This window comes from Janthinobacterium sp. GW456P (assembly GCF_002127655.1).
GTDB lineage: Bacteria > Pseudomonadota > Gammaproteobacteria > Burkholderiales > Burkholderiaceae_D > Janthinobacterium.
In genome coordinates this window covers 59,371-73,501 of sequence record NZ_NEHB01000016.1, presented here as the reverse complement: position 1 = coordinate 73,501, position 14,131 = coordinate 59,371, and the positions used below count along the sequence as shown (strand labels likewise).

The window sequence follows — 14,131 nt, the reverse complement described above, 5'->3', positions numbered from 1 at the left end:
AGGCGCTTCAACTACGCCATCACGGCCGGAGCTAAGGGTGGCGCCTATATCGCCGTCATGGGCTATATCGTTCCCAATGGAGATTGCTAAGTGAAAAATTCTTTTCGTGACCCCGTCACGCACGTCCTCAAGGCCTGGGGCTTTGTCAATGCCAACGAAGTGGGCGACCTATCGCGGGCCGAACCCCTGAGCTTCAACCTGGTGCCCGGCGACTGGCGCCTGATCGATGACGTATGGATCGCCGTTCCAGCAGCTTTGCCCCCGGTACTTTCCGCGCCTGACCCGCGCACCCCATCCACCGATTACCCAATTGAACAGGAGTAGCAAGAATGGCCACCGACTACCACCATGGCGTGCGCGTCATTGAAATCAACGAGGGTTCGCGCCCCATCCGCACCGTGTCCACGGCCGTGCTGGGCCTGATCGCCACGGCCGACGATGCCGACCCTATCGCTTTTCCACTGGATACGCCCGTGCTCGTCACCAACGTGCTGGCCGCCATGGGCAAGGCCGGCAAGACGGGCACCCTCTACCGCGCGCTGGAGGCGATTGCCGCGCAAACAAAACCCCTGACCATCGTGGTGCGCGTGGCCGAAGGCGAGACGGAAGCGGACACCACCAGCAACGTGGTGGGCGGCGTGTCGCCCGATGGCAAGTACCTGGGCGCCAAAGCACTGCTGGCCGCGCAAAGCAAGCTCGGCGTGAAGCCGCGCATCCTGGGAGCGCCGGGCCTGGACACCAAGGCCGTCACCAATGCCCTGGCCAGCGTGGCGCAGCAGTTGCGCGCGTTTGTCTACGCTTCCGCGTATGGCTGCAGCAACGTGGTGGCCGCCACTACCTATCGCGGCCAGTTCGGCCAGCGCGAGGTCATGATCATCTGGCCGGATTTTGTGAACTGGGATACCGCCATCGACGAGGAGGCGAGTATTTCCGCCGTGGCCTACGCCATGGGCCTGCGCGCCAAGATCGACGAGGAAACAGGCTGGCACAAAACGCTGTCGAACGTGGTCGTCAATGGCCCGACCGGCTTGACGCAGGACGTGTTTTTCGACCTGCAAGACCCTGCCACCGATGCCGGCGTGCTCAACGCCAAGGAAGTCACCACCCTGATTAACATGGGCGGCTACCGCTTCTGGGGTTCGCGCACCTGCGAGGCGCCGGGCGGCTTCTTCTATTTCGAGAACTATACGCGCACGGCCCAGGTGCTGGCCGACACCATCGCCGAAGCGCATTTCGCCTTTGTCGACCTGCCCTTGCATCCATCCCTGGTGCGCGACATGCTGGAAAGCATCAACGCCAAGTTCCGCGACCTCAAGCGCCAGGGCTACATCATTGACGGCCATGCCTGGTATGACGAGCAGTACAACGACAAGGACACCTTGAAGGCGGGCAAGCTGGCCATCGACTACGACTACACGCCCGTGCCGCCGCTGGAAAACCTGCGCTTCCAGCAGCGCATCACCGACCGCTACCTGGCTGACTTCGCCTCGCGCATCGCCGCCTAACCATCATCAGCACCACCCTGCCCGCGCCCGCGCGGGCGCAACTGAACAACGGAGAACGCTATGGGCCTGCCCCGCAAACTGAAAAATTTCAACCTGTTCCAGAACGGCGTGTCCTTCCTGGGCATGGTGCCGGAAGTCACCTTGCCGAAACTGAGCCGCAAGATGGAAGAGTACCGCGCCGGCGGCATGAGCGGCCCCGTGTCCGTGGACTTCGGCAACGAGGCGCTGTCGCTGGAATGGAGCGCCGGCGGCCTGATCGCCGAAGCCCTGAAACAGTATGGCGCCCACTCGCACGGCGCGGTACAACTGCGCTTTGCCGGCGCCTACCAGGAGGACGACGAGGGCAGCGTGGCCGCCGTCGAAATCGTCGTGCGCGGCCGTTACAAGGAAATCGATATGGGTGGCGCCAAGATGGGCGACGACACCACCCACAAATACACCATGCCCTGCAGCTATTACAAGCTGCTGATCGACGGCGCCACCGTCATCGAACTGGACTTCATGAGCGGCACCGAGAACTTCGGCGGCGGCGACGGCAATGCCGCCATCCGCAAGGCCATCGGCCTGTAATCCCTTTTTTACTGACCACCACACTACAAGGACCACACCATGCATACCGATATCCAAAACAGCGCCGTCATCGAACTGGACGAGCCGATCAAGCGCGGCGACAGCTTCATCACCGCGCTGACCGTGCGTAAACCCAAGGCGGGCGCCCTGCGCGGCGTGTCCCTGATCGAGCTGGCCAACCTGAACGTGTCGGCCCTGCAGATCGTGCTGCCGCGCATCACTGAACCGACCCTGACCGCGCACGACGTGGCCAACATGGACCCGGCGGACTTGCTGGCCGTGGGCGCCGAGGTTGCCGGTTTTTTGGCGAGCAAAGCCGATCGCCTTTCGGTATCCCCGGCGAAGTAGAAGACGCAATGGCCGACATTGCCGGCGTCTTTCACTGGACGACGGNGCGGGCGCCCTGCGCGGCATTTCCCTGATCGAGCTGGCCAACCTGAACGTGTCGGCCCTGCAGATCTTGCTGCCGCGCATCACTGAACCGACCCTGACCGCGCACGACGTGGCCAACATGGACCCGGCGGACTTGCTGGCCGTGGGCGCCGAGGTTGCCGGTTTTTTGGCGAGCAAAGCCGATCGCCTTTCGGTATCCCCGGCGAAGTAGAAGACGCGATGGCCGACATTGCCGGCGTCTTTCACTGGACGCCGGCAGCGATGGACGACTTTACGATAAATGAACTGATGGCCTGGCGCGAACGCGCCCGGCAACGAAGCGGAGCGGAATAGATGGCTGGTCGGGATCTGAAATTACAGGTGGTATTTGCGGCACTGGACAAGATTACCGGCCCGCTGAAAAAAATCATGGGCGGTTCCAGCGACACGGCCAAGGCCTTGAAAGCGACCAGCGACCGCTTGCGCGAGCTGAACATCCAGCAGAGAAACCTGGGGAAATTCCGGGAATTGCATAGCGGGATCAATGCCACGCGTGCCAAGCTGAAAGAAGCGCAGGACAAACTCAACGACCTTGCTGCGAAAATGAAGCAGACCGAGGCGCCCACGCGTGCCATGACGCGCGAATTGAAAGCCGCGACCAAGGTCACGCAGGACTTAACCCTGAAAGGTCGAGAGCAAAGCCAGCAATTCCGCGCCCTGCGCGCCAGCCTGAAGGAGGCCGGCATCGACACGCGCCAACTGGGCAAGGCCCAGGAGTGGCTTAAAAACAGCATCCAGTTGACGAACGTTGAATTGGCCTCGCAACAAAAGCGCCTGGCCGCGTCAGCAGCCAAGCAGCAGCGCGTCGCCAACGCCACCCAGCACGCCGACAAGCTGCGCAGCAAGGCGGGCAGCATTGCCATGGCCGGCGCTGGTGCGACAGCAGCCGGCGCTGTGGCGGCCGCGCCCGTCGTCAAGGGCTTGCACGAAGCCAAGCACTACGAAATCGAAACGGCGCGTATCCGCGCGCTGGGTACGCGCACGGCCAAGGAAAAAGAACACGCGATTGCGTTTGCGAAGGAACTCAAGACGTATGGCGTTAGCCAGCTGGAAAAGACGGAAATGATCCGAGATTCAATTTCCATCTTTGCAGACGGGCACCATGCTGAAATGGCTTTGCCCAGCTTGGCAAAAATGAAGTTCATCAACGATACCCTCTATCCAGATTCCGCTGGGGAACGCAATGCGCAGTTGTTTGCTATGCAAAAGGTCATTGAGTTACGCGGCAATGCTGGATCAGTCGAGGCATTCAAGAAGGATGCTGATCGCATTCAAAAAATCATTGCTGCAACAGGCGGGCGAGTAAGTGGCGAAGAATGGCGTCAATTCACGATTCGTAGCGGCGTGGCGGGTAAAGGTTTGACCGACAACGCGTTTTTCAATCAGATGGAACCCATGTTGCAGGAGTTGGGAGGATCGACAGCCGGTGTCGGCTTCCGCTCGCTGTACAACAACATTGTCCAGGGACGCACCACCCAACGCTCGGCCAGGGAAATGCAAGCTCTTGGCCTGTTGAATGGCACGCACATCAAGTACGACAAGGTGGGGCAAATTAAATACATTCAGGCTGGCGCGCTGCTGGAAGGCGAACTGTTCCAAAAAAGTCCATTGGACTGGGTAGAAAAAGTTTTCCTGCCTAAGCTGGCTGCGAAAGGAATTACAGACGAAGATGCAATTAACAGCAAAATCGGCACCCTCATTTCCAATAGCAACGGTGCTGCCTTCTTGATGCGCGTGGTTGGCCAGCGCTTGCAAATGCGAAAGAGTGAGCGCCTCAATCAAAACACCGAAGGCATGGACAAGTTACACGACCGCGCGCGCGCGGTAGGCGCTGGTGCAGAACACGAAGCCCATGCCAAGCTTTCCGACCTGAAGCTGGTCATGGGAGAAAAAATTCTTCCCATGTACACGCAAGCGCTTGAAATGGCGATTGCGGCGTTCGCGCGCCTGAACGGTTTTATGGAGCGCAATCCCACCGTGGCCAAGGTGATGATTACGGCCTTTGCCGTGCTGGCCGGCCTGCTGCTGGTGCTCGGCCCGCTGATGCTGGGCATTGCCGCCATGATCGGCCCGTACGCCATGCTGCACGTCATGTTCGCCAAAATGGGCGTGACGGGCGGCGTGCTCACACCCATTCTGCGCGGCCTGGGCGGCGCCTTCATGTGGACGGGCCGCGCCGTGCTGTGGCTGGGCCGCGCCTTTATGCTCAATCCGATTGGCCTGGCCGTGACGGCGATCGCCGGCGCCGCCTACCTGATCTATAAATATTGGGAGCCGATCAAGGCGTTTTTCAGCGGCATCTGGTCGCACGTCAAGACGGCCTTTGCCGGAGGCATTGGCGGCGTCAGCACCCTGATTGCCAACTGGTCGCCGCTGGGCCTGTTCTATCGCGCCTTCGCGGGTGTGCTGGGCTGGTTCGGCATTGCCCTGCCGGCCAAATTCAGCGAGTTTGGCGCCGGCATCCTGCAGCGCATTACCGCATCCTGGGAACCTATCGCAGCCTTCTTCGCCGATATCTGGTCGCGCCTGCGTACGGTCTGCGCCGGAGGCATGGGCAACATTACGGCCCTGATTATCAACTGGTCGCCCGTCGGCGTGTTCTATCAGGCATTCGCGGGCGTCATGAGCTGGTTCGGCATCAAGCTGCCGGCGCAGTTCACCGAGTTCGGCGCCAACATCCTGCGCGGCCTGGTCAACGGCATCACGGGTTCCATGGGCGCCGTCAAGGACGCCATCAGCAATGCTGGTTCCAGCACCATTGCCTGGTTCAAGGAAAAGCTGGGCATCCACAGCCCGAGCCGCGTGTTTGCCGAGCTGGGAGACTACACCATGCAGGGCCTGGCCGTGGGCCTGGACCGCAGCGAAGGCGCGCCGATTGCCAAGGTATCGGGCCTGGCGCAGCGCCTGACGCAACTGGGCGCCGGCATCGCCATCGGCACGGCCACGGCATTGCCGGCCAGCGCCTTCGATACACGCGCGCCGCTGTCCCAGGGCGGGTTCGGCGCCGGCATGACGATCCAGGGCGACAAGATCGAAATCACGATCCAGGCGCAAGCCGGTTCCGATCCCCAGGCCATTGCCCGCGCCGTGTATGCGGCCATGGAACAGCGCGACCGAGAAAAGGCTGCACGCATCCGCTCTTCCCTGCGCGACCACGATTAAAGGAACCACACCATGATGATGATTTTAGGCATGTTCGTTTTCAGCCTGCCGACCCTCGCCTATCACGAGCTACAGCGGCAAACGGAATGGAAGCACGCCGGCACGGCGCGCGTGGGCCTGCGCGACGCGCACCAGTACGTGGGGCCAGGCGACGACACGATTACCCTATCGGGCTGGGTGGCGCCGGAACTGACCGGCTCCCTGTATTCGCTCGATGCGCTGCGCATGATGGCCGACACGGGTAAATCGTGGATACTGATCCAGGGTACGGGCCGTATTCTCGGCTCCTACCGCATCACCAGCATGACGGAGGGGCGCACCATCTTGGACGGCAGCGGCGGCGCCAGGCGCGTGGAATTTTCGATTGCTCTGAAACGCGACGACGACGGCGTGCTGGCCATGCTTGGCCTGGGCGACATCGGCGACCTGAAAAACATGCTCAGCATCGACGGCATCACCAGCAGCGTGGCCGGCGCGGCGAAGAACGCCGTGGGCAGCGTCGTCGGCAATGTGGTCGGCGGCATCACGTCGAAATACGGTGGCGTCGTCAGCGACATGAAAGACAAGATCGGCGCCGGCATCAGCGGCGCCATCGGCAGCGCGGCGGACAAGTTCAAATGAGCGAGCATATCCCCGCCTTCCGCGTCACCATCGAGGACAAGGACATCACCGCCATCGTCTCGCCGCGCCTCATCAATCTGACGTTGACGCTGTGCCGCGGCGACGAGAGCGACCAGCTCGACATTGCGCTGGACGACAGCGACGGCAAGCTGGCCCTGCCGCCGCGCGGCGCGCAGATCGAACTGGCGCTGGGCTGGCAAGCGTCCGGCCTGGTGGACATGGGCAAGTTCACCGTGGACGAGGTGGAGCACAGCGGCGCGCCCGACACCATCACCCTGCGCGCCAGGTCGGCCAACCTGATCGACACCTTCAAACAGCAGCAGGAGCACAGCTTTCACAAGACTACCCTGGGCGCCATCATCGAGGCGATTGCCTTCCGCAATGAGCTGGCGTCAGGCGTGTCGGCGCGCCTGCGCGATACCGCCATCGAGCACATCGACCAGACCCATGAAAGCGATGCGGCCTTCCTGCGCCGCCTGGGCAGGAAATACGACGCGGTGGCCACCGTCAAGAATGACAAGCTGCTGTTCATTCCCATCAACGACAGCCGCACGGCCAGCGGCAAGGCGCTGCCCGTCATCCCCATCACGCGCGCCCTGGGCGACGGCCACCGCTACCACAGCGCCGAAAGCGACGCCTACACGGGCGTGCGCGCCTTCTGGCATGACGAGCGCTACGCGCGCCGCCGCAGCGTCGTGGCCGGCGTGCCCGGCAACAGCAAACGCCTGCGCACCACCTTTGCCAGCGAGGCGAACGCGCGCGCGGCGGCCGTCGCCGAATGGCAGCGCATCCTGCGCGGCCTGGCCACCTTTGAAATGAGCCTGGCCCTGGGCAACCCGGCCGTGTTCCCGCAATCGCCCGTCACCGTGAAGGGATTCAAGCCCGAGATCGACGCCACCGAATGGCTATCGGTCAAGGTCACGCACAGCCTGGGCGGCAGCGGCTTTACCACGCGGGTGGAGTTTGAAACGAAAACGGAAGCGGTCGAGGCCGAGCGCGAGGATGAGAAAGACCCGGACGAAGGCGTCACGGGCGTGGTGGCCAAATGGAAGGACGTGGCGGCGAAGAAGAAAAAGACGGGGCAGGAACAGGCCGGTGCAACGGGCACGCTCAAGACGCTGGAGCATCTTTACAAGAGCAAGCACGGCGCCAAGCGGGCGGCGAAATTGGCGTGGGAGCGCATCAAGGAAGTGCGCGAGATCATTCGGGAGAACAGCGAGGAGCCATGGAAGCCGGCGGAAACGGCTTCCAAAGCGCAGGCGTGACGAACTACGGGAGGGTCACAGACTTTATCAGGACGCTCAATACTTCATTTGTTACACCCTTGAGTGTCTCCATAGTTCCGGCCTTCACTGATTGCACCAATCTCTCGCCCAAGGTAACGCGGCTGACCAGACTATCGGGAACAGCTTTTAGGGCGGTCAAACCTTTTTCGGAAAGTACCGCATCCGAAAAGCCTGTGGCTGTCTTGCTATTGGGGCGTACAGAAATGTACCCCTCTTGCACCAACCATGTGGCGGTGTTGATAAATGCCTCTGCCGGTCGAGTCAGTTCGGCACCTGTGAAGCTGTCAGCATTGAAGCATGCAGCTTCGCCACCTTCTATAAATTTTCTCGCGTCCAGGAAGATTGGTTTCGGGAAATTTTCGTACAGTTTTGCAAAAATTTGGCCAGTTAATACATCAAAAGCATCAATATTGGAGAGTGTCATGATCAACAGAAATTTAGAAGAAGTAGAACGCCAGGAAAACGAAATTCGGCACCATATCCATCGGCAGATATTAGGGATATCTGACCAGGTGCGCTCCAAAGAAATATGGCTTAGGATTCTGGCGACAACAAATCACGAAACCATTGCAACCGCGCTAAGCACACAGCTCACGCATTTCAACTATCAGGAAGTGCTGCGCCGCAAACAATGCATTTGCCGTCGCTAATGCCCTCGATTAGCGGGAAGCCACATTGCTGGCATATCGCCAGTCGCGCCGACGCACTCAACGGGGACGCTTCCCCTAGATTTTTCAATATGCCCTATCGAGTAGGCTTTTCCGGCAATGTAGCACTTACTATCTAAGGAAGAAGTGCTTGACTCCCCGCTTACGGGAGACTTGTATAGGAGCCAGCCGCATGCAGCTAAAGACATGCTAAGCAAAATCAAACGTCCCCTTGCAGTTCGTTGAAGTTTGCCGATGTTAGCGGCCCGCTCCTCACATACTTGGCAGGCATTATTAGCATTGCCTCCCACAACAGGTCGCGGTAATGCAGGATTTTCTGACGGTGGCTCGCCTTGGTCTGGAGGGACATCGGCAGACTTGGCATCTTTTATCCAGGTCTCCAGTAGATTTTTTACTTCCGAGTACCTCTCAAGTGGTAGCTCCTTGATCTTCTTTAAACCGAAGTCTGTAATGATGATTCTGTACACGTCCAAGGGATGGTCGCCCGTAAGCGCGGACAGGTCTTTCACCAGTGCATTGATACGACGTCGTTGGAAATCGGTAATTAATTCAACGTCATTTTTTTCTGCCCCCAAGTGAAGTGTAACTACATTGTTCAACCGGGGAGCTTCGATAATATTTCCAAAGACATTCTGCCCAACGTCGCCGCTAAATTCTGGTCTATCCATTCCGAAATCCACATCTTTACAACTTATAATTTCAATTTGACAATATTTTTCACAAAATGAAGTCCACTCTCACTGACTATTGATGAGGGGAAACACCCCATCAAATGGGTTTCTTTTTACTCTTATTGGGCATTTTTACTGTGTTTGGCCCTGTGATATTGCCGTAGATATTTTGGCCGATATCGCCATGGTGTACTGGCTGCACAAGGTTCTGCGGCTGGTTCATCCCTCCGATTAAACCAAGCACGCCAGCCTTTCCTCGAATATCCATCTTGCGGTATCCAGCGACAACCTCGCTCTCGTCCGAGCTTAGGTTCCCTGGCGTGAATTGGCCCGTTACCACATAGAGCACATCGACCCCAATGGCCGAAACAGCAGCCAGAAACTCTGCGTTTGGTACTTGCTTCCCTTGCTCCCAGTCTATCTGCGTGCGCTTTGAAGCCCCGCCTACTGCCGCAAAATCAGCCTGGTTATAGCCAAGTCGTTCACGCTCAGCCTTAAGACGCATTCCAATAATTTCACGCAATTTCTCACCTTTTGCTTTACAAGTGCAGTTTTTCGCACTATATTTACGTCATTACCATGTGACGTATACAAATCATACCTTATGACAACTATCGCCCCAGTGACGCGGCAGCCAAAGAACCCACTTTCGCAGCCCATCCCGATTCGCTTGCTTCCTCCTGAGATTGAGCGTGTAGAAAAGTTTGCACAGCAGGATTCCCGTTCACGAGCGTCTTTCATGCGCTTGATGCTGCTGCGCGGTCTGAACTCTTACGAAGCCGAACTCGTCCAATTGACCGTTGTCCATCACGCTTAACTGCACAGGAGCAGGCCCATGTACCCCGATACAAAACGTATTCGCAAACATAAAGTCATGCTGCGCCTGGACGACTATGAGCACCAGCTTGTTTCCTCGATCGCCAATTATCAGGGCGAAGAATTAGCCGTGCTGGTGCGCCAGATTGTCATGCGTGAAGCTCTTGCCGCCATTGCGAATGACGACATCGACAGCGTACAGCGTCGCAGCGCTTAAACCGAGTCCCTGAATAGTAACTTTTGAGTAACTGAAAAGCTGCCGAACATGCCCGATCACGAAATTCATATCAACGACGAAGAACTTGCAGCGCTGGAAGTCGTTCGTCAACGGCAAGGGCTGGCAAGTATCGAGCAAGCGGCTGAATGGCTCGTCAAGTCGCGCTTACGCAAGCAGTCAAAAAACATGACGGGTCGCGGTCGCGCCCTGTATCAAGTGGAAAGAAAGCTGAAATGAGAGTCATCGGCCTGCCCTGCCCGCATTGCGAAAACACCGTCCGCGCCGTCAAGAGCCGCACGATGTCCGCCATGTTCAAGGAAATCACCTACATGTGCCAGAACCCAGAATGCGGGCACTCCTTCGTGGCAGGCCTGGAAGTGCTGCGCACCCTCTCACTGTCCGCCATGCCCAAGGCCGATATCCGCATCCCGATGTCCCAGCATGCGCGCGCGGCAGCCACCAGCCAACTGGCCCTGGACCTGACTGCGGGTTGCTGATGACTATCCCGATCCTCGCGCCGCCGTAGCCCGGCTGCCGTAACTCCCCTCTTTTGCTATGCCCTGCAGCGCTCCCTTTTGAGCGTGCGGGATTCGTTCAACCTGAAATAAGGAAAACCGATGTTAAACGGTCTTCAAATGCTCAAAACCGTCACCTTATCGCATGAGTCTGTGCTGACCGCATTGTGCGCCCTTGGGCGTCAGCGCCTGCAGGACAAAGAGCTTTTACAGCAATGTGTTGAGTCCTCGCATCGCACTTGGGTCCAGCGCGAAATCTCCATGGCAGATTTCGCCATCATCAGCCTGAGAGGCGCAGTCAACGCTGTTCGCTATTGCCAAGCATGCGGCCATGTGGGCGATGTAATCCCCCCAGCGGTCGACTGCTGCCCAGGTGGCAAGTATGCGGCCATGGTCCATCCAGAGATCGCGCGCCAGGCGCAAATCGGCCTGACAGTCTTGGTATCGCATGCGGACGGAAAAATCCCATGCGGCGGCGATATGGCGGGAGAGCGGTAATGCTGCGCTTGCTCAACACCTGCGGCGTCTGGCTGCTGTCGCTGCTGATCGTCATCACCCCTGCCGTGCTGCGGGCTATTGGCCTCATCAAGGACTGAGCCATGCCGGCGTCCCTTATCGACAATCACCTGTCGTTCTTGCCAGCGGCGGCCATCCTCGCCGCACGCGACAAGGACGTGCCGACGCCCCCAGGGGCGCCGGAAGCGCTGGCGGCCATCGCTGCGGCGAAAGCCAGCCTGGCCGAACGGGCCAGCTTGCGCGCCATCGAGCAGCGGCGTGCCAGCGAGGCCCGCTTTATCGCCCAGGCCTGGGGATTTTCGCCGCGCGGTGCTCGCCGCTCCGTGCTGATCGCCGCCGGCATGGACGCCGACCGCTGGGAATCGCCCATCCACTCATTTACCGAGGAAGAGCGCATCGAGCTGCGCGCCGCCACCTCTGCCGCTATCCGTGTCTACGAAAGACTGTTGAATGCCATCTAAAGAAATTCTCAAGCCCGCCCAGCGTCACGAGGCATTTTTGCGCTCCAAGTTCTTCGCGCCCGAGCTGGCCCGCATACCGTTCAAGTGGCGCAACCGCGTCATCAACGCGGCCCTGGCCAAGATGGCCTGGTCGTCCTGGTATAAGGTCTATGAGTCCATTGCCACCAGCTTTGTGCGCGAGTTCGCCGAACAATACGTGCCGGCCGGCGTGGATCTGTCACAAAGCGACGCCGACATCGTGGCCACCGCCGAGCGCGCGGCGGCTGGCATCGTCAAGATGCTGTGGAGCGCCATTTCCGACAAGCACGCCCTGCAGATCATGGAAGACGAATGCGCATCATATGGCATCGAGCTGCCGGAATTTGACGACGCTACCGACACCATTGCCCGCCTGGTCGATGCGCGCTGGTGGCGCCGCCAGTTGCGCAAGCGCGTAGGCCGCGCCTTTGAAGCCGGCAATATCCGCCTGGGCTACGTCAACTATCACGCTGAACCCTACGCCAGCACGGAGGCCGTGCTGGCCCGCCTGGCGCAGAACCGCCGCAACGCCGCAGCGCTGGCCGCCACGCTGGTGCAGAACGAGAATGGCCAGCAATTCAGCATCGCCGAACTGGCCGAGAAAACCACCGCCAACAAGGCCATCCGGCGCGGCGAACTGATGTTGCGCATCAACGGTTTTGAGCAGATCGCCCGCGAGTGCGGCGACCAGGGCATTTTCATCACCTGGACGTGCCCGTCGCGCTTTCACTCGACGCACCACAGCGGCAAGACGAACGAAAAATACGATGGTTCCACGCCGCGCGAGGCAAACGCCTACCTGGGCAAGATGACGGCCCTGTGCCGCTCCGCACTGGCGCGCCGTGGCATCGGCCTGTACGGCTTTCGCATCGCCGAGCCGCATCACGATGGCTGCCCGCACTGGCATCTGCTGCTGTTCGTGCGTCCCACCGAAAAATACAAGACGCCGCACCTGCAGGACGTGGCCAGCCGCGCCATCCGCATCATGAAGCGCTATGCCTGGCGCGTGGACCGTGGCGAACCGGGCGCCTTCCAGCGCCGCCTGGACGTCAAGCGCATCGACTGGTCCAAGGGCAGCGCCGCCGGCTACATTGCCAAGTACGTGGCCAAGAACATCGACGGCGTGGTCGACCACAAGACGAAAGAAGGCTATGTCGTCACGCCGGATACGGAAGGCGATATCGAGCTGACGCCATCGGCGCGCGTCGAGGCATGGGCGTCGCGCTGGGGCATCCGTCAATTCCAGCAATGGGGCGGCGCGCCCGTCACCGTGTGGCGCGAACTGCGCCGCATCGAGGAGCACATGCTCAACGAGGCGCCGGCCGCCATGCGCCGCGCCTGGGATGCCGTGCAAAAGATCGACGGCGAAAAGCGCGCCTGCTGGGCCGAATACCTGCGCGCCCAAGGCGGCGCCCTGGTGCCGCGCAAGGAACTGGTCGTCACCCTGGCCAAGGACGAAAAGACGGTCATCGGCCGCTACGGCGAAACCCAGCGCATCACGCCCTACGGCGTGCGCTGCAGCGACCTCATCGGCGTGGTGTTCAAGTCCGTGCGCCATACGTGGACGCCCGTACAGTCCACAGGCGGGCGCGGGGTGGCTGTTGGGGTTGCCGTTCCTCGGACTCGTGTAAATAACTGTACGCACCCCGACCACCCTGCCCTGCCGGATCGCAGCCCCGACATCGTACGGGCGATCTGTGATGAAGAGCGAACCGCGATTTGGGCTTGTGCAGCACACAACAATCTATGCCCATTCCCCCGGATCCCGGGCGACCAAGAAAAGATCGATTTGCTTTTCGAAGTGGCAAGGCTAAACGCCTGCCCCTACCCGCGCGTGATCGTCACCGATTCGTCTTCCACAAGAGGAAATGCCACATGAGTACCTTTTCCGTGACCGTTCGCACGCAAACCGAACGCTTTGAATACGCCGCGATTGCCGCTTCCAGCGGCGACGCAATCCAGGCCGCCCTCGACCACTTCGGCGTGTGCGGCGTTACCGCCAAATTGAAAGGAGCACCGCAATGCTGAACACCCTGACCGATTCACCGCGGCAAATCGCCCTGGGCGACCGCGTGACATTCGATACCGACGAAAGCGATCCCGCAGAGATCGCCAACGAGCTGCGGTACTTGCACGAGAAGCGCCGTATGGCGCTCCAGCGCAAGGAGGGACTCATCGAACAAATGCTGACCAACATGTGTGGAATCCGGAAAACAGGCGTGTACCAGGCAGATGTGTCTGCCGCACATGCAGAAATCCATCAGATCGACATCACCTTGAACATTCTGTACACCCAAAAGCTGAAAGGAAGCCTGCAATGCTGAACACCCTGGCCAATTCACCGCGGCAAATCGCCCTGGGCGACCGCGTAACGTTCGATACCGATGAGGGCTACCAGGCAGGCACCGTCAACGCGCTGCGCCGCGACGTAGGCAACGGCGAACTGCACGCCTGGGTGGAGCTGGACCACCAATGGCCGGGTATGTTCTGTGCTGTTCCTTTGTCCGCTCTGGTAAGGCCATAAAGAAAATGGACCAATACAAAGAATTTTGCAGACTGCGCGACTATCGCAAGCCAGGCGTCGAAGTTCCCCAGCACACCGAGGCAGAAGCGTTCGCATTGGCGATAGGGGCATATTCCAAAAATACGGAACGCGCAAAGGCAACTAGCCCG

The 14,131-nt window shown here is 59.8% G+C and carries 22 protein-coding genes; 19 read left to right on the top strand and 3 right to left on the bottom strand.

Features of this window, described 5'->3' with window-relative positions; all coding sequences use genetic code 11:
- The first annotated feature begins 90 nt into the window (after window positions 1-90).
- The 9 genes from CBW66_RS16590 (at window position 91) to CBW66_RS16555 (ending at window position 7,555) form a co-directional block, all read left to right on the top strand.
- The gene (locus tag CBW66_RS16590; protein ID WP_086138181.1) at window positions 91-324 is read left to right on the top strand and encodes a hypothetical protein; all 234 of its coding nucleotides are present in this window, start codon (window positions 91-93) and stop codon (window positions 322-324) included.
- 5 nt (window positions 325-329) lie between these two features.
- Window positions 330-1,505 (top strand): phage tail sheath protein, encoded by a 1,176-nt coding sequence (locus CBW66_RS16585; protein WP_086138180.1) that lies wholly within the window; start codon window positions 330-332, stop codon window positions 1,503-1,505.
- 60 nt (window positions 1,506-1,565) lie between these two features.
- The gene (locus CBW66_RS16580; protein WP_086138179.1) at window positions 1,566-2,075 is read left to right on the top strand and encodes a phage major tail tube protein; all 510 of its coding nucleotides are present in this window, start codon (window positions 1,566-1,568) and stop codon (window positions 2,073-2,075) included.
- 39 nt (window positions 2,076-2,114) lie between these two features.
- Window positions 2,115-2,423: a phage tail assembly protein gene (locus CBW66_RS16575; protein ID WP_086148640.1), complete on the top strand. Its 309-nt coding sequence runs from the start codon at window positions 2,115-2,117 to the stop codon at window positions 2,421-2,423.
- Window positions 2,368-2,679, top strand: coding sequence for a phage tail assembly protein (locus CBW66_RS16570; RefSeq protein ID WP_139843056.1), 312 nt, complete (start codon window positions 2,368-2,370; stop codon window positions 2,677-2,679). The genes CBW66_RS16575 and CBW66_RS16570 overlap by 56 nt, the downstream gene beginning before the upstream one ends.
- Before the next feature lie 8 nt (window positions 2,680-2,687).
- Entirely contained in the window at window positions 2,688-2,801 is a 114-nt protein-coding gene (locus CBW66_RS28540; RefSeq protein WP_086138177.1) for a GpE family phage tail protein, read from the top strand.
- Window positions 2,802-5,669, top strand: a complete 2,868-nt coding sequence (locus tag CBW66_RS16565) for a hypothetical protein (RefSeq protein ID WP_086142900.1) — start codon at window positions 2,802-2,804, stop codon at window positions 5,667-5,669. It begins immediately after the preceding gene.
- A 12-nt stretch (window positions 5,670-5,681) separates the two neighbouring features.
- Window positions 5,682-6,290, top strand: a complete 609-nt coding sequence (locus tag CBW66_RS16560; protein ID WP_086138175.1) for a phage tail protein — start codon at window positions 5,682-5,684, stop codon at window positions 6,288-6,290.
- A complete protein-coding gene (locus CBW66_RS16555) occupies window positions 6,287-7,555 on the top strand; it encodes a phage late control D family protein (RefSeq protein ID WP_086138174.1) in 1,269 nt (422 codons plus the stop codon). Before CBW66_RS16560 ends, CBW66_RS16555 begins: the two co-directional genes overlap by 4 nt.
- A 4-nt stretch (window positions 7,556-7,559) precedes the next feature.
- On the opposite strand, the gene CBW66_RS16550 is transcribed toward CBW66_RS16555, so the two are convergent.
- Window positions 7,560-8,000: a hypothetical protein gene (locus tag CBW66_RS16550; RefSeq protein ID WP_139841649.1), complete on the bottom strand. Its 441-nt coding sequence runs from the start codon at window positions 7,998-8,000 to the stop codon at window positions 7,560-7,562.
- On the opposite strand from CBW66_RS16550, the gene CBW66_RS28535 reads away from it, so the two are divergent.
- Complete coding sequence (locus tag CBW66_RS28535) at window positions 7,999-8,226, top strand: hypothetical protein (protein WP_139841648.1); 228 nt, start codon at window positions 7,999-8,001, stop codon at window positions 8,224-8,226. The genes CBW66_RS16550 and CBW66_RS28535 overlap by 2 nt on opposite strands.
- Here the strand turns inward: CBW66_RS28535 and CBW66_RS28530 are convergent.
- Together CBW66_RS28530 and CBW66_RS16545 are read right to left on the bottom strand one after the other, a co-directional pair.
- Window positions 8,223-8,912 (bottom strand): hypothetical protein, encoded by a 690-nt coding sequence (locus CBW66_RS28530; protein WP_139841647.1) that lies wholly within the window; start codon window positions 8,910-8,912, stop codon window positions 8,223-8,225. The two genes, CBW66_RS28535 and CBW66_RS28530, sit on opposite strands and share 4 nt — an antisense overlap.
- A gap of 100 nt (window positions 8,913-9,012) precedes the next feature.
- On the bottom strand, window positions 9,013-9,438 hold the full coding sequence (locus CBW66_RS16545; protein WP_230492011.1) for a helix-turn-helix domain-containing protein: 426 nt from the start codon (window positions 9,436-9,438) through the stop codon (window positions 9,013-9,015).
- Window positions 9,439-9,750: 312 nt separating this feature from the next.
- On the opposite strand from CBW66_RS16545, the gene CBW66_RS16540 reads away from it, so the two are divergent.
- The 9 genes from CBW66_RS16540 to CBW66_RS16505 all read left to right on the top strand — a co-directional run bounded on the left by CBW66_RS16540 (window position 9,751) and on the right by CBW66_RS16505 (window position 13,982).
- The gene (locus tag CBW66_RS16540) at window positions 9,751-9,948 is read left to right on the top strand and encodes a hypothetical protein (protein WP_086138171.1); all 198 of its coding nucleotides are present in this window, start codon (window positions 9,751-9,753) and stop codon (window positions 9,946-9,948) included.
- A gap of 48 nt (window positions 9,949-9,996) precedes the next feature.
- Window positions 9,997-10,185, top strand: coding sequence for a hypothetical protein (locus tag CBW66_RS16535; RefSeq protein WP_086138170.1), 189 nt, complete (start codon window positions 9,997-9,999; stop codon window positions 10,183-10,185).
- Window positions 10,182-10,445 (top strand): ogr/Delta-like zinc finger family protein, encoded by a 264-nt coding sequence (locus tag CBW66_RS16530; RefSeq protein WP_086138169.1) that lies wholly within the window; start codon window positions 10,182-10,184, stop codon window positions 10,443-10,445. The genes CBW66_RS16535 and CBW66_RS16530 overlap by 4 nt, the downstream gene beginning before the upstream one ends.
- A gap of 120 nt (window positions 10,446-10,565) precedes the next feature.
- Entirely contained in the window at window positions 10,566-10,961 is a 396-nt protein-coding gene (locus tag CBW66_RS16525; protein ID WP_086142899.1) for a hypothetical protein, read from the top strand.
- A 101-nt stretch (window positions 10,962-11,062) separates the two neighbouring features.
- Window positions 11,063-11,440 (top strand): hypothetical protein, encoded by a 378-nt coding sequence (locus CBW66_RS16520; protein ID WP_086138167.1) that lies wholly within the window; start codon window positions 11,063-11,065, stop codon window positions 11,438-11,440.
- Complete coding sequence (locus tag CBW66_RS16515) at window positions 11,430-13,337, top strand: replication endonuclease (protein WP_086138166.1); 1,908 nt, start codon at window positions 11,430-11,432, stop codon at window positions 13,335-13,337. Before CBW66_RS16520 ends, CBW66_RS16515 begins: the two co-directional genes overlap by 11 nt.
- On the top strand, window positions 13,334-13,486 hold the full coding sequence (locus tag CBW66_RS29015) for a hypothetical protein (RefSeq protein ID WP_170932979.1): 153 nt from the start codon (window positions 13,334-13,336) through the stop codon (window positions 13,484-13,486). The genes CBW66_RS16515 and CBW66_RS29015 overlap by 4 nt, the downstream gene beginning before the upstream one ends.
- Window positions 13,480-13,782 carry a hypothetical protein gene (locus CBW66_RS16510; protein ID WP_086138165.1) on the top strand — a complete coding sequence of 101 codons (303 nt, stop codon included), beginning with the start codon at window positions 13,480-13,482 and terminating at the stop codon, window positions 13,780-13,782. Before CBW66_RS29015 ends, CBW66_RS16510 begins: the two co-directional genes overlap by 7 nt.
- Entirely contained in the window at window positions 13,776-13,982 is a 207-nt protein-coding gene (locus CBW66_RS16505; RefSeq protein WP_086138164.1) for a hypothetical protein, read from the top strand. The genes CBW66_RS16510 and CBW66_RS16505 overlap by 7 nt, the downstream gene beginning before the upstream one ends.
- Window positions 13,983-14,131 lie beyond the last annotated feature (149 nt).